The sequence below is a fragment of the Salinivibrio sp. IB282 genome (assembly GCF_001995685.1).
In the GTDB taxonomy this organism is placed as follows: domain Bacteria; phylum Pseudomonadota; class Gammaproteobacteria; order Enterobacterales; family Vibrionaceae; genus Salinivibrio; species Salinivibrio kushneri.
In genome coordinates this window covers 1-20,304 of record NZ_MUET01000039.1, presented here as the reverse complement: position 1 = coordinate 20,304, position 20,304 = coordinate 1, and the positions used below count along the sequence as shown (strand labels likewise).

Annotated in this window: 23 protein-coding genes, 1 pseudogene and 1 other annotated feature; of the genes and pseudogenes, 23 read left to right on the top strand and 1 reads right to left on the bottom strand. The window is 53.0% G+C overall.

All coding sequences use genetic code 11. The annotated features are described in order from the left end of the window. Positions 1 to 124 precede the first annotated feature (124 nt). From BZG14_RS09480 to pseI, 21 genes are all read left to right on the top strand, one after another. On the top strand, positions 125 to 649 hold the full coding sequence (locus tag BZG14_RS09480; RefSeq protein ID WP_077484873.1) for a MarR family winged helix-turn-helix transcriptional regulator: 525 nt from the start codon (positions 125 to 127) through the stop codon (positions 647 to 649). 142 nt (positions 650 to 791) lie between these two features. Continuing rightward, the gene (locus tag BZG14_RS09475) at positions 792 to 1,289 is read left to right on the top strand and encodes a peptidylprolyl isomerase (protein ID WP_069361219.1); all 498 of its coding nucleotides are present in this window, start codon (positions 792 to 794) and stop codon (positions 1,287 to 1,289) included. 66 nt (positions 1,290 to 1,355) lie between these two features. Continuing rightward, positions 1,356 to 2,090: a UDP-2,3-diacylglucosamine diphosphatase gene (lpxH, locus tag BZG14_RS09470; RefSeq protein WP_077608618.1), complete on the top strand. Its 735-nt coding sequence runs from the start codon at positions 1,356 to 1,358 to the stop codon at positions 2,088 to 2,090. Between the two features lie 29 nt (positions 2,091 to 2,119). Further along, positions 2,120 to 2,596, top strand: coding sequence for a YchJ family metal-binding protein (locus tag BZG14_RS09465; RefSeq protein ID WP_077608617.1), 477 nt, complete (start codon positions 2,120 to 2,122; stop codon positions 2,594 to 2,596). A 99-nt stretch (positions 2,597 to 2,695) separates the two neighbouring features. After that, positions 2,696 to 2,899, top strand: coding sequence for a hypothetical protein (locus BZG14_RS09460; RefSeq protein WP_021022348.1), 204 nt, complete (start codon positions 2,696 to 2,698; stop codon positions 2,897 to 2,899). A 258-nt stretch (positions 2,900 to 3,157) separates the two neighbouring features. Continuing rightward, positions 3,158 to 3,296, top strand: a sequence feature (His leader region). Positions 3,297 to 3,330: 34 nt separating this feature from the next. After that, positions 3,331 to 4,227, top strand: coding sequence for an ATP phosphoribosyltransferase (gene hisG, locus BZG14_RS09455; RefSeq protein WP_077608616.1), 897 nt, complete (start codon positions 3,331 to 3,333; stop codon positions 4,225 to 4,227). A 6-nt stretch (positions 4,228 to 4,233) separates the two neighbouring features. Continuing rightward, positions 4,234 to 5,550, top strand: a complete 1,317-nt coding sequence (gene hisD, locus BZG14_RS09450) for a histidinol dehydrogenase (RefSeq protein ID WP_077608615.1) — start codon at positions 4,234 to 4,236, stop codon at positions 5,548 to 5,550. A 2-nt stretch (positions 5,551 to 5,552) separates the two neighbouring features. Beyond that, positions 5,553 to 6,605, top strand: a complete 1,053-nt coding sequence (gene hisC / locus BZG14_RS09445; RefSeq protein ID WP_108743543.1) for a histidinol-phosphate transaminase — start codon at positions 5,553 to 5,555, stop codon at positions 6,603 to 6,605. A gap of 11 nt (positions 6,606 to 6,616) precedes the next feature. Beyond that, positions 6,617 to 7,684, top strand: a complete 1,068-nt coding sequence (gene hisB, locus BZG14_RS09440; protein ID WP_077608613.1) for a bifunctional histidinol-phosphatase/imidazoleglycerol-phosphate dehydratase HisB — start codon at positions 6,617 to 6,619, stop codon at positions 7,682 to 7,684. Beyond that, on the top strand, positions 7,684 to 8,283 hold the full coding sequence (gene hisH / locus BZG14_RS09435; protein WP_077608612.1) for an imidazole glycerol phosphate synthase subunit HisH: 600 nt from the start codon (positions 7,684 to 7,686) through the stop codon (positions 8,281 to 8,283). Before hisB ends, hisH begins: the two co-directional genes overlap by 1 nt. 6 nt (positions 8,284 to 8,289) lie before the next feature. Then, positions 8,290 to 9,027, top strand: coding sequence for a 1-(5-phosphoribosyl)-5-[(5-phosphoribosylamino)methylideneamino]imidazole-4-carboxamide isomerase (gene hisA, locus BZG14_RS09430; RefSeq protein ID WP_077608611.1), 738 nt, complete (start codon positions 8,290 to 8,292; stop codon positions 9,025 to 9,027). Further along, positions 9,009 to 9,782, top strand: coding sequence for an imidazole glycerol phosphate synthase subunit HisF (hisF, locus tag BZG14_RS09425; RefSeq protein WP_077608610.1), 774 nt, complete (start codon positions 9,009 to 9,011; stop codon positions 9,780 to 9,782). The genes hisA and hisF overlap by 19 nt, the downstream gene beginning before the upstream one ends. After that, positions 9,779 to 10,402: a bifunctional phosphoribosyl-AMP cyclohydrolase/phosphoribosyl-ATP diphosphatase HisIE gene (hisIE, locus tag BZG14_RS09420; protein ID WP_077484844.1), complete on the top strand. Its 624-nt coding sequence runs from the start codon at positions 9,779 to 9,781 to the stop codon at positions 10,400 to 10,402. The genes hisF and hisIE overlap by 4 nt, the downstream gene beginning before the upstream one ends. A 149-nt stretch (positions 10,403 to 10,551) precedes the next feature. Further along, complete coding sequence (locus BZG14_RS16105) at positions 10,552 to 10,833, top strand: type II toxin-antitoxin system RelE/ParE family toxin (protein ID WP_077608609.1); 282 nt, start codon at positions 10,552 to 10,554, stop codon at positions 10,831 to 10,833. Beyond that, positions 10,805 to 11,161, top strand: a complete 357-nt coding sequence (locus tag BZG14_RS09410; RefSeq protein WP_241824648.1) for a HigA family addiction module antitoxin — start codon at positions 10,805 to 10,807, stop codon at positions 11,159 to 11,161. The genes BZG14_RS16105 and BZG14_RS09410 overlap by 29 nt, the downstream gene beginning before the upstream one ends. 88 nt (positions 11,162 to 11,249) lie before the next feature. Next, complete coding sequence (gene pseB, locus BZG14_RS09405; protein WP_077608608.1) at positions 11,250 to 12,245, top strand: UDP-N-acetylglucosamine 4,6-dehydratase (inverting); 996 nt, start codon at positions 11,250 to 11,252, stop codon at positions 12,243 to 12,245. Between the two features lie 12 nt (positions 12,246 to 12,257). After that, positions 12,258 to 13,403 carry a UDP-4-amino-4,6-dideoxy-N-acetyl-beta-L-altrosamine transaminase gene (pseC, locus tag BZG14_RS09400; RefSeq protein ID WP_077608623.1) on the top strand — a complete coding sequence of 382 codons (1,146 nt, stop codon included), beginning with the start codon at positions 12,258 to 12,260 and terminating at the stop codon, positions 13,401 to 13,403. Between the two features lie 3 nt (positions 13,404 to 13,406). Continuing rightward, complete coding sequence (pseF, locus tag BZG14_RS09395) at positions 13,407 to 14,111, top strand: pseudaminic acid cytidylyltransferase (RefSeq protein ID WP_077608607.1); 705 nt, start codon at positions 13,407 to 13,409, stop codon at positions 14,109 to 14,111. Beyond that, positions 14,108 to 15,184, top strand: a complete 1,077-nt coding sequence (pseG, locus tag BZG14_RS09390; RefSeq protein ID WP_077608606.1) for a UDP-2,4-diacetamido-2,4,6-trideoxy-beta-L-altropyranose hydrolase — start codon at positions 14,108 to 14,110, stop codon at positions 15,182 to 15,184. The genes pseF and pseG overlap by 4 nt, the downstream gene beginning before the upstream one ends. After that, positions 15,175 to 15,753: a UDP-4-amino-4,6-dideoxy-N-acetyl-beta-L-altrosamine N-acetyltransferase gene (pseH, locus tag BZG14_RS09385; protein ID WP_077608605.1), complete on the top strand. Its 579-nt coding sequence runs from the start codon at positions 15,175 to 15,177 to the stop codon at positions 15,751 to 15,753. Before pseG ends, pseH begins: the two co-directional genes overlap by 10 nt. Beyond that, on the top strand, positions 15,737 to 16,786 hold the full coding sequence (gene pseI / locus BZG14_RS09380) for a pseudaminic acid synthase (protein ID WP_077608604.1): 1,050 nt from the start codon (positions 15,737 to 15,739) through the stop codon (positions 16,784 to 16,786). Before pseH ends, pseI begins: the two co-directional genes overlap by 17 nt. A gap of 83 nt (positions 16,787 to 16,869) precedes the next feature. Here the strand turns inward: pseI and icd are convergent, their stop codons facing one another. Further along, a complete protein-coding gene (gene icd, locus BZG14_RS09375; RefSeq protein ID WP_069361198.1) occupies positions 16,870 to 18,120 on the bottom strand; it encodes an NADP-dependent isocitrate dehydrogenase in 1,251 nt (416 codons plus the stop codon). A gap of 139 nt (positions 18,121 to 18,259) precedes the next feature. Between icd and BZG14_RS09370 the strand changes: the two are divergent. Beyond that, a pseudogene (locus BZG14_RS09370) lies at positions 18,260 to 18,889 on the top strand (pseudouridine synthase); the annotation flags it as partial. Between the two features lie 409 nt (positions 18,890 to 19,298). After that, the coding region (gene mnmA / locus BZG14_RS09365; RefSeq protein ID WP_077608622.1) for a tRNA 2-thiouridine(34) synthase MnmA at positions 19,299 to 20,304 on the top strand (1,006 nt) is incomplete at its 3' end.

Here is a 20,304-nt window from a genome sequence, read left to right as displayed (position 1 = left end):
AACCGATACCTTTGAATTATTTTTCAGTGAAGAATCTTTATCGATAAGTATTTATTAGGCAAACTGGCCCTCTGACTGATTGGCACTCACCGATCTTATTGAGACTAACCGAAGTGGCAAAATAATGACTGATAACGCAACCCCTTCCGCTCCCCAAGAGGACAAAGTTGACCTCATTTTACGCCAATGGCACGACGAGCGCCCGGATATTGACCCCAGTCCGATGGCGATCACCGGCCGACTCGCGCGGGTTTTGGGCAATATTAACCCCAAACTACAACAAGTCTTTGGTCAATATAACCTCAACCCTGGCGAGTTTGATGTGTTGGCCTCCCTACGACGTGCGGGCTCGCCCTATACGTTAACCCCCAACCAGCTGCTCGATGCCCTGATGCTCACCTCGGGCGCGATGACTAACCGTATTGATCGCCTCGAACAAAAAGGCTTGGTGTCTCGGAGCCCGGATCCCAATGACCGCCGTGGCGTGTATGTGTCACTGACAGACGCGGGCATGGATTTAATTGATGATGCAGTGACCGATCACACCAACAATTTACACCAGCTCTTGGCGGGCCTCACCGCCGGAGAGCAAGCCGAGCTCGCCGTGTTGCTTAAAAAGTTGCTCGCGCATGTTGAGCCTGCATCTTAATCACTGCGATGCCGCTTAGAGGCCAGTGAAGCGTACAGGGATGATGATTAATTCCACATCCAGGGGATCTTTTCTTGATCAGCGAATACTTTCGGCTAAAATCTGGGATCCTTTTTAGCCAAGCCAATGACAGGATTACATCATGGTGACTCTTCATACCACGTTCGGTGACATCAAACTCCGCATGTTTGCAGACGAAGCACCGGCCACGGTCGAGAACTTTTTACAATACTGCCGTGACGGCTTTTATAATGGAACCCTGTTCCATCGCGTGATTGACGGCTTTATGGTCCAAGGCGGTGGCATGGCCTCTGGCATGGAAGAAAAAGCAACGCGTGCACCGATTAAAAACGAAGCAGACAACGGCCTAAGCAACTTGACCGGTCGCTTGTCGATGGCGCGTACCATGGAGCCGCACTCAGCAAGCTCGCAATTCTTTATCAACGTCAATGACAACCTGTTCTTGGATCACAAAGCGAAGACACCAGATGGCTGGGGCTACTGTGTGTTTGCCGAAGTGGTTGAGGGCATGGACGTGGTCAACAAGATCAAAGGTGTTGCCACCGGTAACTGGGGTTATGTGCACCAGGACGTGCCGGTCGAAGAAGTGTTGATCAATAGCGTGACTATTGAAGACTAAGATGACACTATCGAGCAAGGGTAGCCAAGGCTACCCTTTCTTTTATCACCACCATAAAGCCAACGCATGTCACATACCCTCTTTATTGCCGATCTCCATTTAAGCCCAACGCGGCCAGATATTACCGACTGCTTTGAACGTTTTATGCACAAAGAGGCGATAAAGGCCGACGCACTCTATGTGTTGGGGGATTTATTTGAGGTGTGGATTGGCGATGACGACCACAGCCCGTTCCACCAACAAATCAAAGCCGCCTTTTCTGCAGTGACTGAGCAAGGCGTGCCGGTGTATTTTATTCATGGCAATCGCGACTTTTTGATTGGCCAACGCTTTGCCAAAGAAACCGGCGTGACGCTGTTAAACGAGCTTGAGTGCATCGATTTATATGGCACCCCTACCCTGATCTTACACGGGGATACCTTGTGTTTAGAGGATGTTGACTATCAAGCGTTTCGCCGCAAAGTCCACCAGCCTTGGTTGCAGCGACTCTTTTTGTGCTTGCCGCTAACATGGCGCCGTAAGATTGCGGCCAAAATGCGCGCAGGCAGTGCCAATGCCAACCAGCAAAAGTCGTCAACCATCATGGATGTCACGCCACAAGAAGTGCAGCGCCAGTTAGATGACGCGGGAGTGGTTAACATGATTCACGGCCATACCCATCGCCCCCATGTCCATCAATGGTGTGATCAAGGCCACGATTACCAGCGCATCGTGTTAGGCGATTGGTACCAACACGGGTCGGTATTAGTGTGTGGCCCGCAAGGCTGTGACTTACAAACTCGCGACTTTACCCATCACTAAGCTGTTCAGCCCATCGTTAAGAGATCTTTATGCAGACTGATTTATGCCCTTGTTGTAGTAACAAACCCTACGCCGAATGCTGCGCGCCCGTTCATCAACATCCGGCCAACGCTGCCCACCCTGAGCAATTGATGCGTGCTCGCTACAGCGCACATCCCAAAGGCTTGGTAGATTTTATTGTTGCGACCTATCACAGTGAATGTGGCGCCGAATCGTTTCGTGAAGACATTGCCACCATGACCCAACATCAGTGGCAGTCACTCGAGGTCTTCGATAGCGAGGTGTTGCAGCAAGGTGAACTTGGCTTTGTGACCTTCAAAGCCCACTTTATCGCGGACGGCCAGCCCCAATGTCTGCATGAGCGTTCTCGTTTTGTTAAAGAGACGATCGATGGACAGCTTCAGTGGCGATATATCGATGGTGTCTTCCCCGGCCATTTAAAAGCGGGGCGCAATGATCCTTGCCCGTGTGGAAGCGGACGTAAATTTAAAAAGTGTTGCAGCTAGCCCCCTAGCCTCGCTATTCTAAATAAACTCTGGTTAAAAAATCATCAAGTTTGGTGCTTCGTGGTCGATACTAATAGTAAGACCAAAGGAGGACCCATCATGAACTGGCTTGGCAATTTGAGTCCTGTGTATCGCACGCCGCATGCACCGCCCACGAAAGTATGGGCGATCCGCAAATCGGAACACATTGATGCGCGTAAAGAGCGGCGGCTAGACGATCTCAATGATCACGCTCAGCAACCGCACCAAGAGCACGAGGAAAAAACACCTAAAAAAGACGGTGAACTCGATATTTATGTCTAGCCTCGGTGTCGACGCTCTCGCTGTTCATGGCGATAGCGACGCTTACGGCGATGGCGACAATTACTTAGCATGACACATACTTAGTACGACCTGGCATAAAGACACGTGAAAAAAACGCGCTTTGACTGGTTGCAATCCAAACGGATTTTGATATGGTCATAAACAGTTAAGCTTTTTGGTATAGAGCTTATTTTTATCACAGAGCGTACTTTCGTTAGATAATGGACGACCAACAATGATTACAGCACTAATGACCATGCATCACCACCATCATCCTGACTAGTCTTTCGGGAGGAATGGTTTCGACTGGAAGACGAGTAAAAAGCGCTTCCGTCGGTCATTAGCCAGCTAACAGATTCAGACCCTCGGGAGCACCGTCTTCCGAGGGTTTTTTCTTTTTTAGCTTTTCATTTTTAGACAAGGAAGCACACATGCAAACACAACGCTTACGTATCGCCATCCAAAAAAAGGGCCGTCTCGCCAAGGAGTGCCAAGAGTTACTCAAACGCTGCGGGGTAAAAATCAATTACACCGGTGAGCGTTTAGTGGTTCACGCCGAAAACATGCCCATCGATCTGCTACTGGTCCGTGACGATGATATCCCGGGCCTTATCATGGACGGCGTGGTTGATTTAGGGGTGATTGGTGAAAACGAGTTAGAAGAGGTTCGCCTTGAGCGCATCAAGCTGGGCGAGCCCAGCCAGTACCAGCTGCTGCGCCGCCTCGACTTTGGCGGCTGCCGTCTCTCTATCGCCCTCGATAAAGACAAAAGCTATAACGGCCCACAAGATCTGGCCAACCAACGCATTGCCACCACCTACCCCAACATTCTTAAAGCCTACATGGATAAGCAAGGTGTGAGTTTTAGCACCTGTATGCTCAATGGCTCCGTCGAAGTCGCGCCACGAGCAGGACTCGCCGATGCGATTTGTGATTTGGTCTCAACCGGTGCCACCTTAGAAGCCAACGGCTTGAAAGAGGCCGAGGTGATTTTCCGCTCTAAAGCGGTATTAATTCAGCGCGAAGGCAGCTTCAGTGAAGAGAAAACCGCATTGATTGAACGCTTGCTCACCCGCATGCAAGGGGTCATCCAAGCCAAAGAGTCCAAATACATCATGCTCCACGCACCCAGCGAGACCTTAGAGCAAGTGGTCGAGTTACTTCCTGGCGCGGAAGATCCCACCATCTTGCCCTTGGCACATGAGAAGAGCCGTGTCGCTGTGCACCTGGTGAGTACCGAGAACCTGTTCTGGGAAACCATGGAAAAATTGAAGCAGTTGGGTGCAAGCTCAATTTTGGTCCTGCCGATTGAAAAGATGATGGAGTAAGTCACCATGCGAACAGTAGTCTGGAAATCACTCGGAGAGTCACAAAAAGAAGGCTTGATGCGCCGCCCTGCGATCACAACCGGCGCGCAAACCCAAGCGAGCGTCGCGGAGGTTATCGCCGATGTCCGTGAGCGGGGAGATGAAAGCTTAAAAGCATTGACCCAAAAGTTCGATGGTGTCGAACTCGATAGCGTCAAGCTCGACAAAGCGACCTTGGCCGAGGCTGAAGCGCGCTTGGGAGAAGATATCAAACTCGCCTTACGCCAAGCCTACGACAACATCAGCACCTTTCACCGCGCGCAAAAAGCCCAGCCGTTGAAAGTCGAAACCATGCCGGGGGTGGTTTGCGAGTCCATCACTCGCCCGATTAACCGCGTAGGGCTGTATATTCCCGGCGGCAGCGCGCCTTTGCCCTCTACCGTATTGATGTTGGGCGTCCCCGCACAAATTGCCGGCTGCCGCAAAGTGGTGCTGTGTACCCCACCGCCGGTGGCCGATGAGATTTTATACTGTGCCAAACTGTGTGAGATTGATGAAATTTATACCCTTGGCGGCGCACAAGCGGTGGCGGCGATGGCCTTTGGCACCCAAAGTGTGACCAAGGTGGATAAAATTTTTGGCCCGGGCAATGCCTATGTCACCGAAGCCAAACGGCAAGTGAGCCTGGCCGCCAATGGTGCAGCCATGGACATGCCTGCTGGCCCCTCGGAAGTGTTAGTGATTGCCGATGCCGGCGCAGATCCAGACTTTGTGGCCGCCGATTTACTCAGCCAAGCGGAGCACGGCCCCGACTCGCAAGTGGTGCTGGTGACCCCTGCGCCAGAAATGGCAGAGAAAGTGGCGGATGCAGTGCAGCAGCAATTAACCACGCTCAGCCGCGCAGAGATTGCTAAACAAGCGCTGGGCAGCAGTGTGATTATCATTGCCGACACCCTCACTCAGTGCGTGTCGATTTCTAACCGCTATGGGCCGGAGCACTTGATTGTGCAAACCCAACAGCCTAGGGATTTATTGCCACTGTTAGATAACGCCGGCTCGATTTTCTTAGGGGCCTACTCGCCCGAGTCTGTGGGTGATTACGCCTCTGGCACCAATCACGTGCTCCCCACTTATGGCTATACACGCACCTATAGCAGCCTTGGACTGGCCGACTTTACCAAGCGGATGACGGTGCAAGAGCTTAGCGACACTGGGTTACAAACACTGGGCCCGACCGTGATGCGCATTGCCGAAGCAGAAGGCTTGGATGCACACCGCCAAGCGGTCGATATTCGTCTGACTAAACTACAACAAACCCAAGACTCAGAGGACTCGTTAGCATGAGCATCGAAAAACTCGCCCGTGAGCAAGTACAAGCGCTCACGCCTTATCAGTCAGCCCGCCGCATCGGTGGCAGCGGGGATGTCTGGCTCAATGCCAACGAGTCGCCCTTTGACAATGCTTACACCGTAAGCGGCCAAGGGCTCAATCGCTACTCCAGCTGCCAGCCAGCATCATTGATTAATGCCTATGCAGACTATGCCGGCGTAGCAAGGAACCACGTCATCACTACTCGTGGCGCCGATGAAGGGATTGATTTGTTGCTGCGTGCCTTTTGCGAGCCAAACCAAGATAGCGTGCTGATTTGCCCACCTACCTATGGCATGTATGCGGTCAGTGCCGAAAACCAAGGGATCGCCACCACCCAAGTCCCTCTCACCGCCGACTGGCAGTTAGACATGGCAGGGATTGATACCGCCTTGGAGGCAGATGCCAGCATCAAGCTTATCTTCGTGTGTAGTCCTAATAATCCGACTGGCAATCTCATTAACCGTGACGACATTGAGGCGCTACTCACCCGTACCCAAGGTCGCGCGATTGTGGTGCTAGATGAGGCCTATATTGAATTTAGTCCAGAAGCGACCTGCACCGATTTGCTCGCACGCTTTGATAATCTGGCCATTTTGCGCACGCTATCAAAAGCGTTCGCTCTGGCGGGACTGCGTTGCGGCTTTACCCTCGCCAGTCCCGCGATTATTAACTTGATGCTCAAGGTGATCCCGCCGTATCCGGTGCCGGTGCCCGTGGCAGATATTGCCGAGCAAGTGCTCTCCGAAGCGGGCTTAGCGCGGATGAAGTATCAGGTTTTGGATTTGACCGCCAATCGTGCCTATTTGCAAGCCGGCCTCAGTATGCTGCCAGGCGTCGAGGTGCATCCAGGTTTTGGCAATTATCTGCTCATCACCCTAGATGACGCTGACGCGGTGTTCGCACGTTTAGGGCGTGCCGGCATGATAGTGCGCCAGACCGCCGTAGCCAACAGCTTGCGCATCAGCATTGGTAACCGTGACGAATGTGAAAAAGTGCTGGCCTTTATCCGCCAGCAACTCAGTGAATAAGGACAACCACTATGAAAGACAAGATTTTATTTATTGACCGTGATGGCACCTTGATTGTGGAGCCGCCTGAAGACTATCAAGTGGATCGTCTGGATAAATTAGCCCTTGAGCCGGGCGTGATCCCCGCACTACTTAGCCTGCAAGCGGCAGGTTACACCTTGGTGATGGTGAGCAATCAAGATGGTCTGGGAACCGAGAGCTTCCCGCAAGCGGACTTTGATGCGCCACACAACATGATGATGGCCCTGTTTCGCTCACAAGGGATCCATTTTGAAGACGTACTGATTTGCCCGCACTTTGATAGCGATGACTGTAGCTGTCGCAAACCCAAACTAGGCTTGGTGAAAGACTATCTACAGCAAGGCCGAATTGATTTCGCCCAATCAGCGGTGATTGGCGATCGCGACACCGATATCACTTTAGCGGACAATATGGCGCTACAAGGGATCAAATATCAACGCGACGTGATGGGCTGGCCACAGATTGTCGAGCGCCTCACTCAGCAGCCGCGATTGGCCAGCGTCACCCGAGCCACCAAAGAAACCGACATTCAGGTGGATGTTAACCTGGATAAGAGTGGCGGCAGTCGCATTGAAACCGGATTGGGCTTTTTTGACCACATGTTAGACCAAATCGCCACCCACGGCGGCTTTCAGCTCAACGTTTGCGTCAAAGGCGATTTGCACATCGACGACCACCACACTATTGAAGATACCGCCCTGGCGTTGGGCGACGCACTCAAACGGGCGCTGGGAGATAAACGCGGTATTGGCCGTTTTGGGTTTAGCCTGCCGATGGATGAATGCTTGGCGCAATGTGCATTGGATTTATCTGGACGCCCCTATTTGAAATTTGAGGCCAGCTTCCCGCAGCCACAAGTGGGCGACATGTCGACCGAAATGGTAGGACACTTCTTCCGCTCATTGACCGACACCTTGGCCTGTACCCTGCACCTAACCGTGTCAGGCGAAAATACCCACCACTTGGTGGAAAGCTTATTTAAAGCCTTTGGCCGCACCTTGCGTCAAGCCATCAAGGTCGAAGGCGACGCCCTGCCAAGCAGTAAAGGAGTGCTGTAATGCGCAAACAGACTGTCATTATCGATACCGGCTGCGCCAATGTGTCCTCGGTGCGCTTTGCTGTCGAGCGTTTGGGGTTTCAAGCCACGCTAAGCCGCGATCCTGACGTGGTACTCGGGGCGGATAAACTCTTTTTGCCCGGCGTCGGCACCGCCAGTGAAGCGATGAAGAACCTCACCGAACGCGGCTTGGTGGATTTGGTTAAGCAAGTGGAGCAACCGCTGCTGGGAATATGTCTTGGTATGCAAATGTTGGGGACGCACTCCGATGAAGGCGATAGCCCGGTCGAGTGCCTCGGTCACATCCCCGCCCCCACCAAGCTGATGGATACCGCAGGGCAGCCTCTCCCTCACATGGGGTGGAACCGGGTCGCCACCGTTAATGACCATCCCTTATTCGATGGCATTCCCGCGGGTAGCCACTTTTACTTTGTCCATAGTTACGCGATGCCGGTCGGTGATTACACCTTGGCACAATGTCATTATGGCCATGCGTTCAGTGCGGCCATCAATCAAGGCAACTACTATGGGGTTCAGTTTCACCCTGAGCGCTCGGGCAAAGTGGGCGCGCGTTTGATTCAGAATTTTTTGGAGATGTAAGCAAGGATGATTATACCAGCACTCGATTTGATAGATGGCCAAGTGGTGCGCCTTTATCAAGGGGATTATCAGCAAAAAACCAACTACAGTTTTGACCCGCGTGAGCAGTTTGCGCGTTACCATCAAGCCGGAGCGGATTGGTTGCATCTCGTGGATTTAACGGGTGCCAAAGATCCGACCGCGCGTCAGGTTGATTTAATCACCGAAATTCTGCAATCAACGCCTGCCAATATCCAAATTGGCGGTGGCGTGCGCACCGAAATGGACGTGATTGAGCTACTGAACACCGGTGCGCAGCGCGTAGTGATCGGCTCCACCGCGGTTAAATCCCCCGATTTGGTTAAAGGCTGGATGCAAACCTACGGCCCTGACCGCATTGTATTGGCACTCGATATTCATATCGACAGCGACGGGACGCGACGCGTGGCGGTGTCCGGCTGGCAACAAGACTCCGGCGTCACCATTGAAGCGCTACTCGACGATTATTTGTCCGTCGGGCTAGAGCATGTGCTGTGCACCGATATCTCCCGCGATGGCACCTTGCAAGGCAGCAATGTGGCGCTTTACCGCGACTTGTGTCAGCGCTATCCGAGCATTGCGTTTCAATCATCAGGCGGCATTGGCCGTCTCGAAGACATTCGCGCCTTGCGCAATACCGGTGTGGCAGGCGTGATCGTCGGCCGCGCCCTACTGGAAGGCAACTTTAGCGCAGAGGAGGCGATCGCATGCTGGCAAAACGGATAATTCCTTGTTTGGACGTCCGCGACGGACAAGTGGTCAAAGGCGTGCAATTTCGCAATCACGAAATCATCGGCGATATCGTCCCGCTCGCCAAACGCTACGCTGAAGAAGGCGCCGACGAGCTGGTGTTTTATGACATCACCGCCTCCAGTGACAGCCGCGTGGTCGATAAAAGCTGGGTCAGTCGCGTCGCAGAAGTAATTGATATCCCCTTTTGCGTCGCCGGTGGAATTAAATCCGAAGCCGATGCCCAACAAATCTTGGAATTCGGCGCGGATAAAATATCGATTAACTCACCCGCCTTGGCCGACCCAAGTTTGATCACTCGGCTGGCCAATAAGTTTGGCGTGCAGTGCGTGGTGGTCGGGATTGATTCTTTCTTCGATGAAGCGACCGGGCAATATCAAGTCTATCAATTTACCGGCGATGAAAGCCGTACTCAGGCCACGCCTTGGCAAACCGCTGCCTGGGTTGAGGAAGTCCAACAGCGAGGCGCGGGCGAAATCGTACTCAATATGATGAACCGCGATGGCGTGCGCCAAGGCTATGACTTAACCCAACTCAACATGGTGAGAGAGCGCTGTCAGGTGCCCCTGATCGCCTCCGGCGGTGCCGGTGAAATGTCGCATTTCGCCGACGCCTTTTTACAAGCGAATGTCGATGGCGCGCTGGCCGCTTCGGTGTTTCACAAGCAAATCATCGCGATAAGCGAATTAAAACAAACATTAAAACAACAAGGGATCGAGGTAAGAGTATGACGGCAGCGTGGGTAGAACGTATCGATTGGGAGAAAAACGCCGGCTTGGTGCCTGCGATTATCCAACACAGCGATAGCGGCCAAGTGTTGATGCTGGGCTACATGAATGCCGATGCACTGAACGCGACGCTCGAAACCGGTCGCATCACCTTTTGGTCGCGCAGCAAGTCGCGTCTTTGGGTAAAAGGCGAAAGCTCCGGCCATGTGTTGAGCCTTGAGCACATTGCACTCGATTGCGATCAAGACACCTTGTTGGTCACGGCCACGCCACACGGGCCCACCTGTCACCTCGGCACGACCACCTGCTTTGACAGCGATAACAAACCACCACACACGGGGCCCGGCTTTTTGTCGAGCCTAGAGCAAGTGCTTGCCAGCCGTAAAGACGCCGCGCCTGATGACTCTTACACCGCAAGCTTATTTGCCAAAGGCACCAAGCGTATCGCGCAAAAGGTCGGAGAAGAAGGGGTCGAAGTCGCCCTCGCTGCCACGGCAGGCGATAAGGCCGAGCTATTAAACGAAAGCGCCGACTTACTTTATCACCTGTTGGTATTGCTGCAAGACCAAGAGCTTAGCCTCCATCAAGTGACCGAAGTCCTCGCCTCTCGTCATCAAGGCTAACGGCCACGCACGCGTTAGCGTAAACATGGTCCCTTCAAAGCGCCGCACAACTGCGGCGCTTTGTGTAACGCAAGTTATCTCACTCGCAATTTAAGAGATAATACACGCCTTTGATTGACGCTCATCCCATGCCAAAATACGTTTGATGCATGATCAAATCATTCGCAGATAAACGAACGCAGGCACTATACTCAAAGGGAACATCAAAGAGGTTCCCTACCGAGCTGGCGGTAAGTGCGGCAAGAAAGTTGGAGTATATCGATCTCGCCACACAGCTCGATGATCTCAAGGTACCGCCCGGTAATCGCCTTCACGCTTTGTCAGGAAACAGACAAGGGCAATATGCAATAGCGATAAACAAACAGTGGCGCATTTGCTTTCGCTTTGAAGACGGTGACGCGTATGACGTCGAGGTTTGCGACTACCACTAATGAGGTAACAGTGATGACGATTTTCAATACAACTGGCATGCAACGCCAACCGACGCATCCTGGAGCCATGTTGCGCGAAGACTTTCTGCCCGATTACGGCTTGAGTGTAGAACAATTGGCTGATGCTTTGGGCGTTTCTCGTCAATCGATGACTGCCGTACTGGATGAACGCAAAGCCATAAGCCCGGAGCTGGCGCTCCGTCTCGCTCGTCTGTTTGGTAACTCGCCTGAGTTTTGGCTCAATGCGCAAAGGGCCGTTGATCTTTGGGAGGCGTCGCAATCAATTAAACACGAGGTAGAAAAAATAAAACCGCTTGATGTCGCTTAATCGCGCGTCATGGCCGTAGCAGATCGCCAAATCCTGCTCAGATCAGTTAAACTGCCTGTATTCCCGACAGTTAGTGACAAGGCGTCCTATGTTTAACGGCAAATCCATTCTGATCACCGGCGGTACTGGTTCTTTTGGTAAAAAGTACGTCCGCACCCTGCTTGAACGCTATCAACCACGTCGCCTCGTGGTGCTCTCTCGCGATGAGCTCAAGCAATATGAAATGCAGCAAACCTTTAACGCCTCTTGCATGCGCTATTTTATCGGCGATGTGCGTGATGGCGATCGCTTAATGCAAGCGATGCAAGGCATTGATTATGTGATTCATGCTGCTGCGCTCAAGCAGGTACCTGCCGCCGAATACAACCCGATGGAGTGTATCAAAACCAACATTCACGGTGCAGAGAATGTGATTCGAGCCGCGATTGCCAACGGAGTGGAAAAGGTGATTGCGCTCTCGACCGATAAGGCCGCCAGCCCTAATAACCTCTATGGCGCCACCAAACTGTGTTCAGATAAATTGTTTGTCGCCGCTAACAATATGACCGGGGGCCAAAAGACACGTTTTTCGGTGGTGCGCTATGGCAATGTGGTCGGCTCGCGCGGCTCTGTGGTGCCTTTGTTTAAGAAAAAGGCAGCGGAAGGCGCGGATCACTTGCCCATTACCCATCCTGAAATGACCCGTTTTTGGATTACCTTGCAGCAAGGGGTGGATTTTGTGCTGAAAAACTTTTCACGCATGTATGGCGGGGAAATATTTGTTCCTAAGATCCCATCGGTTCGCCTGACGGATCTCGCCAGCGCCTATGCCCCAAACACGCCCGTCAAGGTGATAGGCATTCGCCCCGGCGAAAAAATGCATGAAGTGATGTGTCCGGCTGATGATGCGCACCTGACGCTCGAATTTGCCGATCATTACGTGATTTGTCCCACCATTAAGTTCTACGATGCCGATGATGACTATCGAGAAAATGCGTTGGGCGAAAAAGGACAGCCCGTGCCAGAAGGCTTTGAGTATCAATCAGGTACTAACCCAGATGTGTTAACCGTCGAGGCCATTTTGCAACTCGACGCCGAGCAGTAAAGGAGTATGGCGTTGATCCCATACGGAAAGCAGCATCTTAGTGAGCAAGACTACGCCGCTGTGCTTGAGGTGCTAAAAAGTGATTATCTGACGCAAGGCCCGCAAGTTCCGGCTTTTGAAGCCGCCGTCGCCGAACTCACCAGGGCGGCGCATGCGGTCGCCGTCAATAGCGCGACATCTGCCCTGCATCTCGCTTGTCTGGCCCTAGAACTAGGCCCAGGCGATCGTTTATGGACCTCGCCCATTACCTTTGTCGCGTCAGCCAATTGTGGCCGATACTGTGGTGCCGAGGTGGACTTTGTCGATATCGACCCGAACACACGTAACCTATGCCCCCAGCAGCTCGCGAAAAAGCTAGCGCAAGCGGCCGCTACTCACACCTTGCCCAAAGTGCTGGTGGTGGTGCATATGGCCGGTGCAAGTGCGCCAATGGCCGAGATTGCCGCGCTCGCCAAGCGTTATCAGGTAGCCATTATTGAGGATGCGTCACATGCGATGGGCGCCTACTATCAAGAAGCGGCGGTGGGTAGATGCCAGTACAGCGATATTAGCGTGTTTAGTTTTCATCCAGTCAAAGTGGTCACCGCGGGAGAGGCTGGGGTTGCCACCACCCAAAGTGTCACATTGGCGAAAGCACTGCGTCAGTTGCGTAGCCACGGGATCACCCGTGACGCAGAAGATAGCCACGCACCCTTACCGCCTTGGGGTTATGAGCAGCATGCATTGGGGATGAACTATCGCCTCTCGGATATTCATGCCGCGCTTGGCCGTTCACAACTAACTCAGCTTCGTTCCTTTATCGCCAGACGGTTTGCACTCGCCGAGCGTTACCATCAGGCACTGGCCGATTTGCCCGTCAAGCGGCCCGTTTTAGATCCTGAGTCGGCATGGCATTTGTATTTGATTGAGCTTGAGCACGCCGATACACGCCGCGCCGTTTTTGAAGCAATGCGTGCGCAAGGCATTGGCGTGAACGTGCACTATATTCCTGTGCATACGCAACCTTACTATCAGGCTCTGGGCTTCGAGCCCGGAGACTTCCCGCTTGCCGAACAGTATTACGCGGGCGCGCTCACTTTGCCGCTTTACCCCGATTTAACCGAGCAACAGCAAGATACAGTGATTGCTGCGCTACAAAAAGCCATTGAGGACGCGTGACCGATGAATGTATGTATTATTCCCGCCCGAGGTGGCAGCAAACGCATTCCGGGCAAGAACCTCAAACTGTTTAACGGTGCGCCCATTATCACTTATGCCATTGCGACAGCACGTCAAAGTGGGCTATTCGATCGCGTCTTGGTTTCCACCGATTGCGACGACATTGCCAGTGTGGCACGCGATGCCGGAGCTGAAGTGCCTTTTGTACGTCCCGCCGAGATTGCCGGTGATCACGCCACGACCTTGGATGTGCTTGAACATGCGATCCAGTGGCTGAACCCGTCGCCACAGCACACGCCTTTGCAAGCGATATGCTGCCTGTATGCGACCACTCCCTTTGTCACCACGGATGACTTGCACCAAGGCTTAGCGTTACTGAACGGCGACACCGTCAAATACAGTTTTGCCGCCACCCGCTACGCCTTTCCAATTCAGCGCAGTATTCATGTCGATGCCGATGGCAGTGTCAGCATGTTGTGGCCCGAGCACTTCACCACGCGCTCCCAAGACTTACAACCGGCGTACCACGATGCGGGAATGTTTTACTGGGGCACGCCAAGTGCGTTTTTAGCGCGCGAGCCGGTTTTTGCTCCCCACTCGAAAGCCGTGTTGATCCCTCATTACCGCGTGCAAGACATTGATGAACCTGACGACTGGCTACGCGCTGAGCTAATGTATCAACTGTTGGAGCAACAGGCCTTGCTATGAGCCATATTGCCATTCGAGTCGATGCCTCCCAAGCGATAGGCACCGGGCACGTCAGCCGCATGCACGTGTTGGCTAGCATGCTACAAGCATCTGGCCATCAGATAACCTTGGTATGTCGCGATTTACCCGGAAATTTAATAGCGGTCAGCCATGAACAAGGCTTAACGGTGGCGGTGTTGCCTGCTCCCAAAAACTCGCTTAGCAACACCGACTGGCTGGGTGTGAGCCAGTGGCAAGATGCCGACGAGACAAGCGCATGCGTGGCTAACCAGCCGGTGGATTTAATGGTGGTGGATCATTACGCCTTAGATGCCCGCTGGGAACAATCGATTCATATCCAATTGGGCTGTCCGGTGATGGTGGTCGATGATCTCGCCAATCGGCCCCACGATTGCGCGTTTTTGCTCGATCAAAACCCTTGGCCTGAGCTTACCACGCGCTATGCGTCACAGCTTTTAAATTCACAAACCCGATGCTTATTGGGGCCAGACTATGCACTATTGCGTCCAGCCTTTGCCGCCTTACATCAGTCTCCGCCGCCGCGGGAAGATAAGGTGATCGCCTTTTTCTCCGGCACGGATCCGACCGGTGAAAGCCGCAAGCTCGTGGACGCGGTGAAACACCTAGCAAAAGAGCAGAAGCGCGAGAGACTGCCTTTCTCGCTATTAATTGTCACCGGACGACGTAACCCAGACCGCGACGCATTGTGTAAAGCGTCTGTCCCCGATGGGGTTAGCGTGGTGGAAGCACTGTCGGACTTTGATGCCCAGATGGCACGGGCACGCTACGCGTTTGGGGCGGCAGGTGTGACCGCCATTGAGCGCAGCTGCTTGGGGGTCCCGAGCACCTTGGTGTGTGTGGCGGAAAACCAACACGCCATGGCCGAGTATCTCGCCGGACAGCCAGGCTATCAGTACTTGGGACGCGGTGAGCACACTCGCTGGCAAGATTACGCGTCTGCACTGCAGCACCTCGCGGCAAACTGGCATCAGCTTCCTACCCTTCCAGCGATCACTGATGGAAAAGGCGCAGAGCGCGTGGTCGCGGTCTTGGAGCATGACTTATGCAACTAATTTTTAAAGCGGTGAGTCACGCGGACAGTGACACTTTATGGCATTGGCGCAACCGTCCCAATGTCCGCCAGTTTATGTACACCCAGCATGAAATTAGCCATGATGAGCACAAGGCATGGTTCAGCCATATGCTCGCCAGCACGCACCGTTATTTTTATATCGTTTACAAGCGCGTAGACGGCCAACCGGACAAGCCACTTGGCGTGGTCAATCTTGACCTCGATAGCGAGAATAGGACAAGTGCGACCTGGGCTTTTTATGCGGCTCCGGATGCACCGCGTGGCAGCGGCGCGCTTATGGAGTTTGGCGCATTAAGCTTAGCGTTTGAGACCTTGGGCGTGACCCAGTTGAACTGTGAAGTGCTCAGTCATAATCAGGGGGTGGTTCGGCTACATCAACGCTTTGGCTTTCGTGAAACGCCGCAAAGTCGGCAACGCACCTTTTCCCTGCCTGAGGGAAAAACAGTCGAGATTGTGTGCCTGTCTTTGTCCGCTGATGAGTGGCAGCAAGGCGCCAGCGCCCTTCAAACCAAACTGAATATCGATGCGGTTTATGAACAACGACATTAAGATTGCAGGCCGTTTGATCGGTCCCCAACACCCTCCCTATATCATTGCCGAAATGTCGGCCAACCATAATGGTAGCCTTGAGCTTGCCAAGCAAACCATCTCCATGGCCAAAGCCTGCGGTGCCGATGCTGTCAAAATGCAAAGCTATACCGCCGATACCATTACCCTTGATTGCGACCACGATGAATTTCAGATCAAAGGCGGACTGTGGGATGGTTATAGTCTCCACCAACTATATCGCTGGGCACAAACCCCGTTTGAGTGGCACAAGCCGTTATTTGATCACGCACGAAAGGAGGGTATCACCCTATTCTCTTCTCCTTTTGATTGCTCAGCGATTGACTTGCTCGAGGATCTTAACGCCCCCGCCTATAAAATTGCCTCGTTCGAGGCGATTGATTTGCCTTTGATTCGCTATGCCGCGCAAACCGGTAAACCGATGATCATCTCAACCGGCATGGCTGACGAGACAGAGATCGCCGAGGCGGTAGCGACCGCCCGTGATAACGGCTGTCGTGAGCTGGTGTTGCTTCATTGTATCAGCGCCTACCCCGCGCCGATGGAACAAAGCCATCTGCGAACCATTCCAACCTTAGCCAGCCGCTATCAAACATTGGCGGGTTTATCCGATCATTCGCTGACCAATACCGCCGCGATCGCAGCCGTGGCACTCGGCGCGTGCGTGATTGAAAAACATGTGATGCTCTCTGAAAATTCGGGAGGCCCGGATGCTGCTTTCTCGCTTACGCCACCTGCACTCAGTGCGCTTTGCGAGCAAACCCACGCGGCGTGGCAAGCGTTAGGAGAAAGCGCCCTCACCACCCGAGAGGCCGAGTCGAGCAACCGTCAATTTAGGCGCTCTTTGTATGTCTGTGAGGATATCGCGCCCGGTGAGCCACTCACGCCCGATAATGTGCGCAGTATTCGTCCTGGCTTTGGGTTGGCGCCGAAACACTATGATGCGGTGCTCGGAAAACGCGCGACACGCGCGTTAACCAAAGGCACCGCGTTGTCGTGGGAGGATATAAACTGATAGCCCAAGTGGATTATCCCCTCTGCTACAACTAAAAAACCCGGCTAACTGAGCCGGGTTTGGTCTTCACTGATAGGCAGTGATTACATTTGCTTGACCATCTCGTCAGCAAACTCAGAGCACTTACGGAGGCTTGCCCCTTCCATTTGGCGCTCGAAGTCATACGTCACTGTTTTGTTAGCGATGGTGTTCTCCATTGACTTGATCACCAAGTCAGCCGCTTCAAACCAGCCCATATGACGCAGCATCATTTCAGCTGAAAGAATGAGTGAGCCTGGGTTCACCTTGTCTTGACCGGCGTATTTTGGCGCCGTGCCATGGGTCGCTTCAAACAGCGCCACGCCGTCACCAATGTTGGCACCTGGGGCGATACCAATACCACCAACCTGTGCGGCCAAGGCATCAGATACGTAATCACCATTCAAGTTCATGGTGGCAATCACGTCATATTCCGCAGGACGCAGCAGAATTTGCTGCAAGAAGGCATCCGCGATGGAATCTTTGATGATGATCTCTTTACCGGTTTTTGGATTTTTCATCGTCATCCACGGACCGCCATCAAGCAACTCGGCACCAAACTCTTTATTGGCTACTTCGTATGCCCAATCTTTAAACGCCCCTTCGGTAAACTTCATGATGTTACCTTTGTGGACGATAGTCAGCGAGTCACGGTCGTTATCGATGGTGTACTCGATAGCGGCGCGAACCAGACGCTTGGTGCCTTCTTCTGAGATTGGCTTAATGCCTACACCACACTGCTCAGGGAAACGGATTTTGTTGGCACCCATTTCTTCACGCAGGAACTTGATCACTTTATCCGCTTCGGCAGTGCCTGCCTTAAACTCAACACCCGCGTAGATGTCTTCTGAGTTTTCGCGGAAGATCACCATGTCCGTGTCTTCTGGCTTTTTCAGTGGGCTAGGAACGCCAGTGAAGTAACGTACCGGACGCGCACAGATATAAAGGTCGAGCTCTTGACGAAGCGCCACGTTCAATGAGCGAATACCACCGCCCACTGGGGTCGTCAGTGGCCCTTTGATAGCCACTTTGTATTCGCGAATAAAGTCGAGAGTTTCAGCTGGCAGCCACTGATCGTCACCATATACCTTGGTAGACTTCTCACCAGTATAGATTTCCATCCATGAAATCTTACGCTCACCGTTATAGGCTTTAGCAACAGCTGCATCAACAACTTTGATCATTGCAGGGCTAACATCCATCCCGATGCCATCCCCTTCAATGTAAGGGATCACAGGGTGGTTAGGGACTACCAGTTTTGTGCCGTCGAGTGTGATCTTCTGACCTTCCGCCGGTACAACTACTTTACTTTCCATTTTAATCTCCTAGCGTCCATTTGTTATCTTTGTGTAAGATGCGAGTTGAGGATACTCGAATTCATACAACACGCCAAACAGATTATTACGTGTATAATACGGAAGTCTCATTTGCCGTTTAATCTATTTGACAGCCCCCATGCCATATAAAGCCCGCCCCCAGCCAGCGTCAAAGGCTGTTTCAAACACCCAAGCTCCATCGGCCAAAGGCGGAAAGGCCCCCCGAGCGGCCACCGTCGCCACCAAAGTGATACTTGTTAACAAACCTTATAACATGTTGACCCAGTTTAGTGGCGAGCCCAGTGACAGTACACTGGCCGACATTGTCTCGGTGAAAGACGTGTACCCGGCCGGTCGGCTCGACAAAGACAGCGAGGGCTTACTGGTGCTCACCAATAATGGCGCCTTACAAGCCAGACTCACCCAACCTTCATCCAAGTCTCCCAAAACCTATTGGGTACAAGTCGAAGGCGAGCCCAGCGATGAGGCGATTCAGGCGCTCTGTGACGGTGTTGAACTGAAAGATGGTCTGACGCTGCCCGCCGATGTCGCCAAGATCGCCCCGCCCACCGTATGGGAACGCCACCCTCCGGTGCGTTATCGCGCTAACATTCCCACCACTTGGTTAGAGGTGGTGCTACAAGAGGGGCGAAATCGGCAAGTACGCCGGATGACCGCGCACATCGGCCACCCGACATTGCGCTTGATTCGCGCCCAACTCGGCCCATGGCAGCTGGATGATTTGCAACCGGGCCAGTGGCGTGAGGTTGCGCCCCCGAAAGGCTTCGAGCAGTTCACCCCTAAATCCAAAGGCGCTAAAGGGAAAGCACCACGCCGACGCACTCGCTCGTCCAAGCGCGCACCGTTGAAAAAGGCTCGATAAAGCCAAGCTTCCACAGCAACTTTCGTCACCGCTCTGAGATTGGATACCACGCATAGACACGCCGTGAATCCATCCCTGGAGGCTCCGCCGCGCCATCCATGGCGCGGAGGGTCTTTGCGCGGCACCCAATCCCAAGTATTAATAGTATTGACATATGCCGCCTCGGTCACAGGCCACGCAACCATCTCCCCACTTTGGATAACGGTTAACGTGTGAGCCCTATCACATCTGTATCCGGCGATTTGATTCTGTTAAACTCAGCGTCCGTTTATTGATAGCAGCATTTGTGATCACCATGTCAGATAACAGCAGCAAAAAAGTGATTGTCGGAATGTCCGGCGGTGTTGATTCCTCCGTTTCTGCCTACTTGTTGAAACAACAGGGTTATCAGGTAGAAGGCCTGTTTATGAAAAACTGGGAAGAGGATGACAACGAGGAGTATTGCTCTGCTGCAGAAGACTTGGCCGATGCGCAAGATGTGTGTGACAAGCTTGGCATCGAGCTGCACACCATTAACTTTGCCGCTGAGTACTGGGACAACGTCTTCGAGCACTTCCTAACCGAATACAAAGCGGGTCGCACGCCCAACCCTGATATTCTCTGCAATAAAGAAATAAAATTTAAGGCGTTTCTCGAGTTTGCCGACGAAGTGCTGGATGCCGATTATATTGCCATGGGACATTATGTCCGTCGCACCTTCCCTGAAAACGGCGAAAAAGCGCAAATGCTGCGCGGCTTAGACAATAACAAAGACCAAAGCTATTTCTTGTACACGCTTAGCCATGATCAAGTGGCACGCAGCCTGTTCCCTGTGGGCGATTTAGAAAAACCGCAGGTACGCCAAATCGCGGAAGAGCAAGGTTTGGTGACGGCGAAGAAAAAAGATTCAACCGGCATTTGCTTTATCGGCGAGCGTAAGTTCACTGACTTTTTGTCGCAGTACTTACCCGCACAGCCCGGCCCTATCGAAACCACTGAGGGCGACGTGATTGGTGAGCACCAAGGGTTGATGTACCACACTTTGGGTCAGCGCAAAGGCTTAGGCATTGGCGGTCTTAAAGGTGGCAACGGTAGCGAAGCGCCTTGGTATGTGGTCGATAAGGACGTTGCGCGTAATGTATTGCTCGTCGGTCAAGGCCATGATCATCCTCGACTCTATTCAGAAGGACTCATCGCAGCGCAATTACACTGGGTCGATCGCGAGATTGTGACTGAGACTCGCCGTTGCACGGTAAAAACCCGATACCGTCAACACGATATATCGTGTACTATCACGCCCGTTGATGATGATACAGTGAAAG

Coding starts and splice junctions, on each gene's coding strand:
- icd (WP_069361198.1), bottom strand. CDS start 18,120: ATGGAAAGTAAAGTAGTTGTACCGGCGGAAGGTCAGAAGATCACACTC.
- hisA (WP_077608611.1), top strand. CDS start 8,290: ATGATTATACCAGCACTCGATTTGATAGATGGCCAAGTGGTGCGCCTT.
- hisH (WP_077608612.1), top strand. CDS start 7,684: ATGCGCAAACAGACTGTCATTATCGATACCGGCTGCGCCAATGTGTCC.
- hisG (WP_077608616.1), top strand. CDS start 3,331: ATGCAAACACAACGCTTACGTATCGCCATCCAAAAAAAGGGCCGTCTC.
- BZG14_RS09465 (WP_077608617.1), top strand. CDS start 2,120: ATGCAGACTGATTTATGCCCTTGTTGTAGTAACAAACCCTACGCCGAA.
- pseB (WP_077608608.1), top strand. CDS start 11,250: ATGTTTAACGGCAAATCCATTCTGATCACCGGCGGTACTGGTTCTTTT.
- pseF (WP_077608607.1), top strand. CDS start 13,407: ATGAATGTATGTATTATTCCCGCCCGAGGTGGCAGCAAACGCATTCCG.
- pseG (WP_077608606.1), top strand. CDS start 14,108: ATGAGCCATATTGCCATTCGAGTCGATGCCTCCCAAGCGATAGGCACC.
- lpxH (WP_077608618.1), top strand. CDS start 1,356: ATGTCACATACCCTCTTTATTGCCGATCTCCATTTAAGCCCAACGCGG.
- BZG14_RS16105 (WP_077608609.1), top strand. CDS start 10,552: ATGATCAAATCATTCGCAGATAAACGAACGCAGGCACTATACTCAAAG.
- pseI (WP_077608604.1), top strand. CDS start 15,737: ATGAACAACGACATTAAGATTGCAGGCCGTTTGATCGGTCCCCAACAC.
- hisB (WP_077608613.1), top strand. CDS start 6,617: ATGAAAGACAAGATTTTATTTATTGACCGTGATGGCACCTTGATTGTG.
- pseH (WP_077608605.1), top strand. CDS start 15,175: ATGCAACTAATTTTTAAAGCGGTGAGTCACGCGGACAGTGACACTTTA.
- hisD (WP_077608615.1), top strand. CDS start 4,234: ATGCGAACAGTAGTCTGGAAATCACTCGGAGAGTCACAAAAAGAAGGC.
- hisIE (WP_077484844.1), top strand. CDS start 9,779: ATGACGGCAGCGTGGGTAGAACGTATCGATTGGGAGAAAAACGCCGGC.
- BZG14_RS09460 (WP_021022348.1), top strand. CDS start 2,696: ATGAACTGGCTTGGCAATTTGAGTCCTGTGTATCGCACGCCGCATGCA.
- BZG14_RS09480 (WP_077484873.1), top strand. CDS start 125: ATGACTGATAACGCAACCCCTTCCGCTCCCCAAGAGGACAAAGTTGAC.
- BZG14_RS09410 (WP_241824648.1), top strand. CDS start 10,805: ATGACGTCGAGGTTTGCGACTACCACTAATGAGGTAACAGTGATGACG.
- hisF (WP_077608610.1), top strand. CDS start 9,009: ATGCTGGCAAAACGGATAATTCCTTGTTTGGACGTCCGCGACGGACAA.
- BZG14_RS09475 (WP_069361219.1), top strand. CDS start 792: ATGGTGACTCTTCATACCACGTTCGGTGACATCAAACTCCGCATGTTT.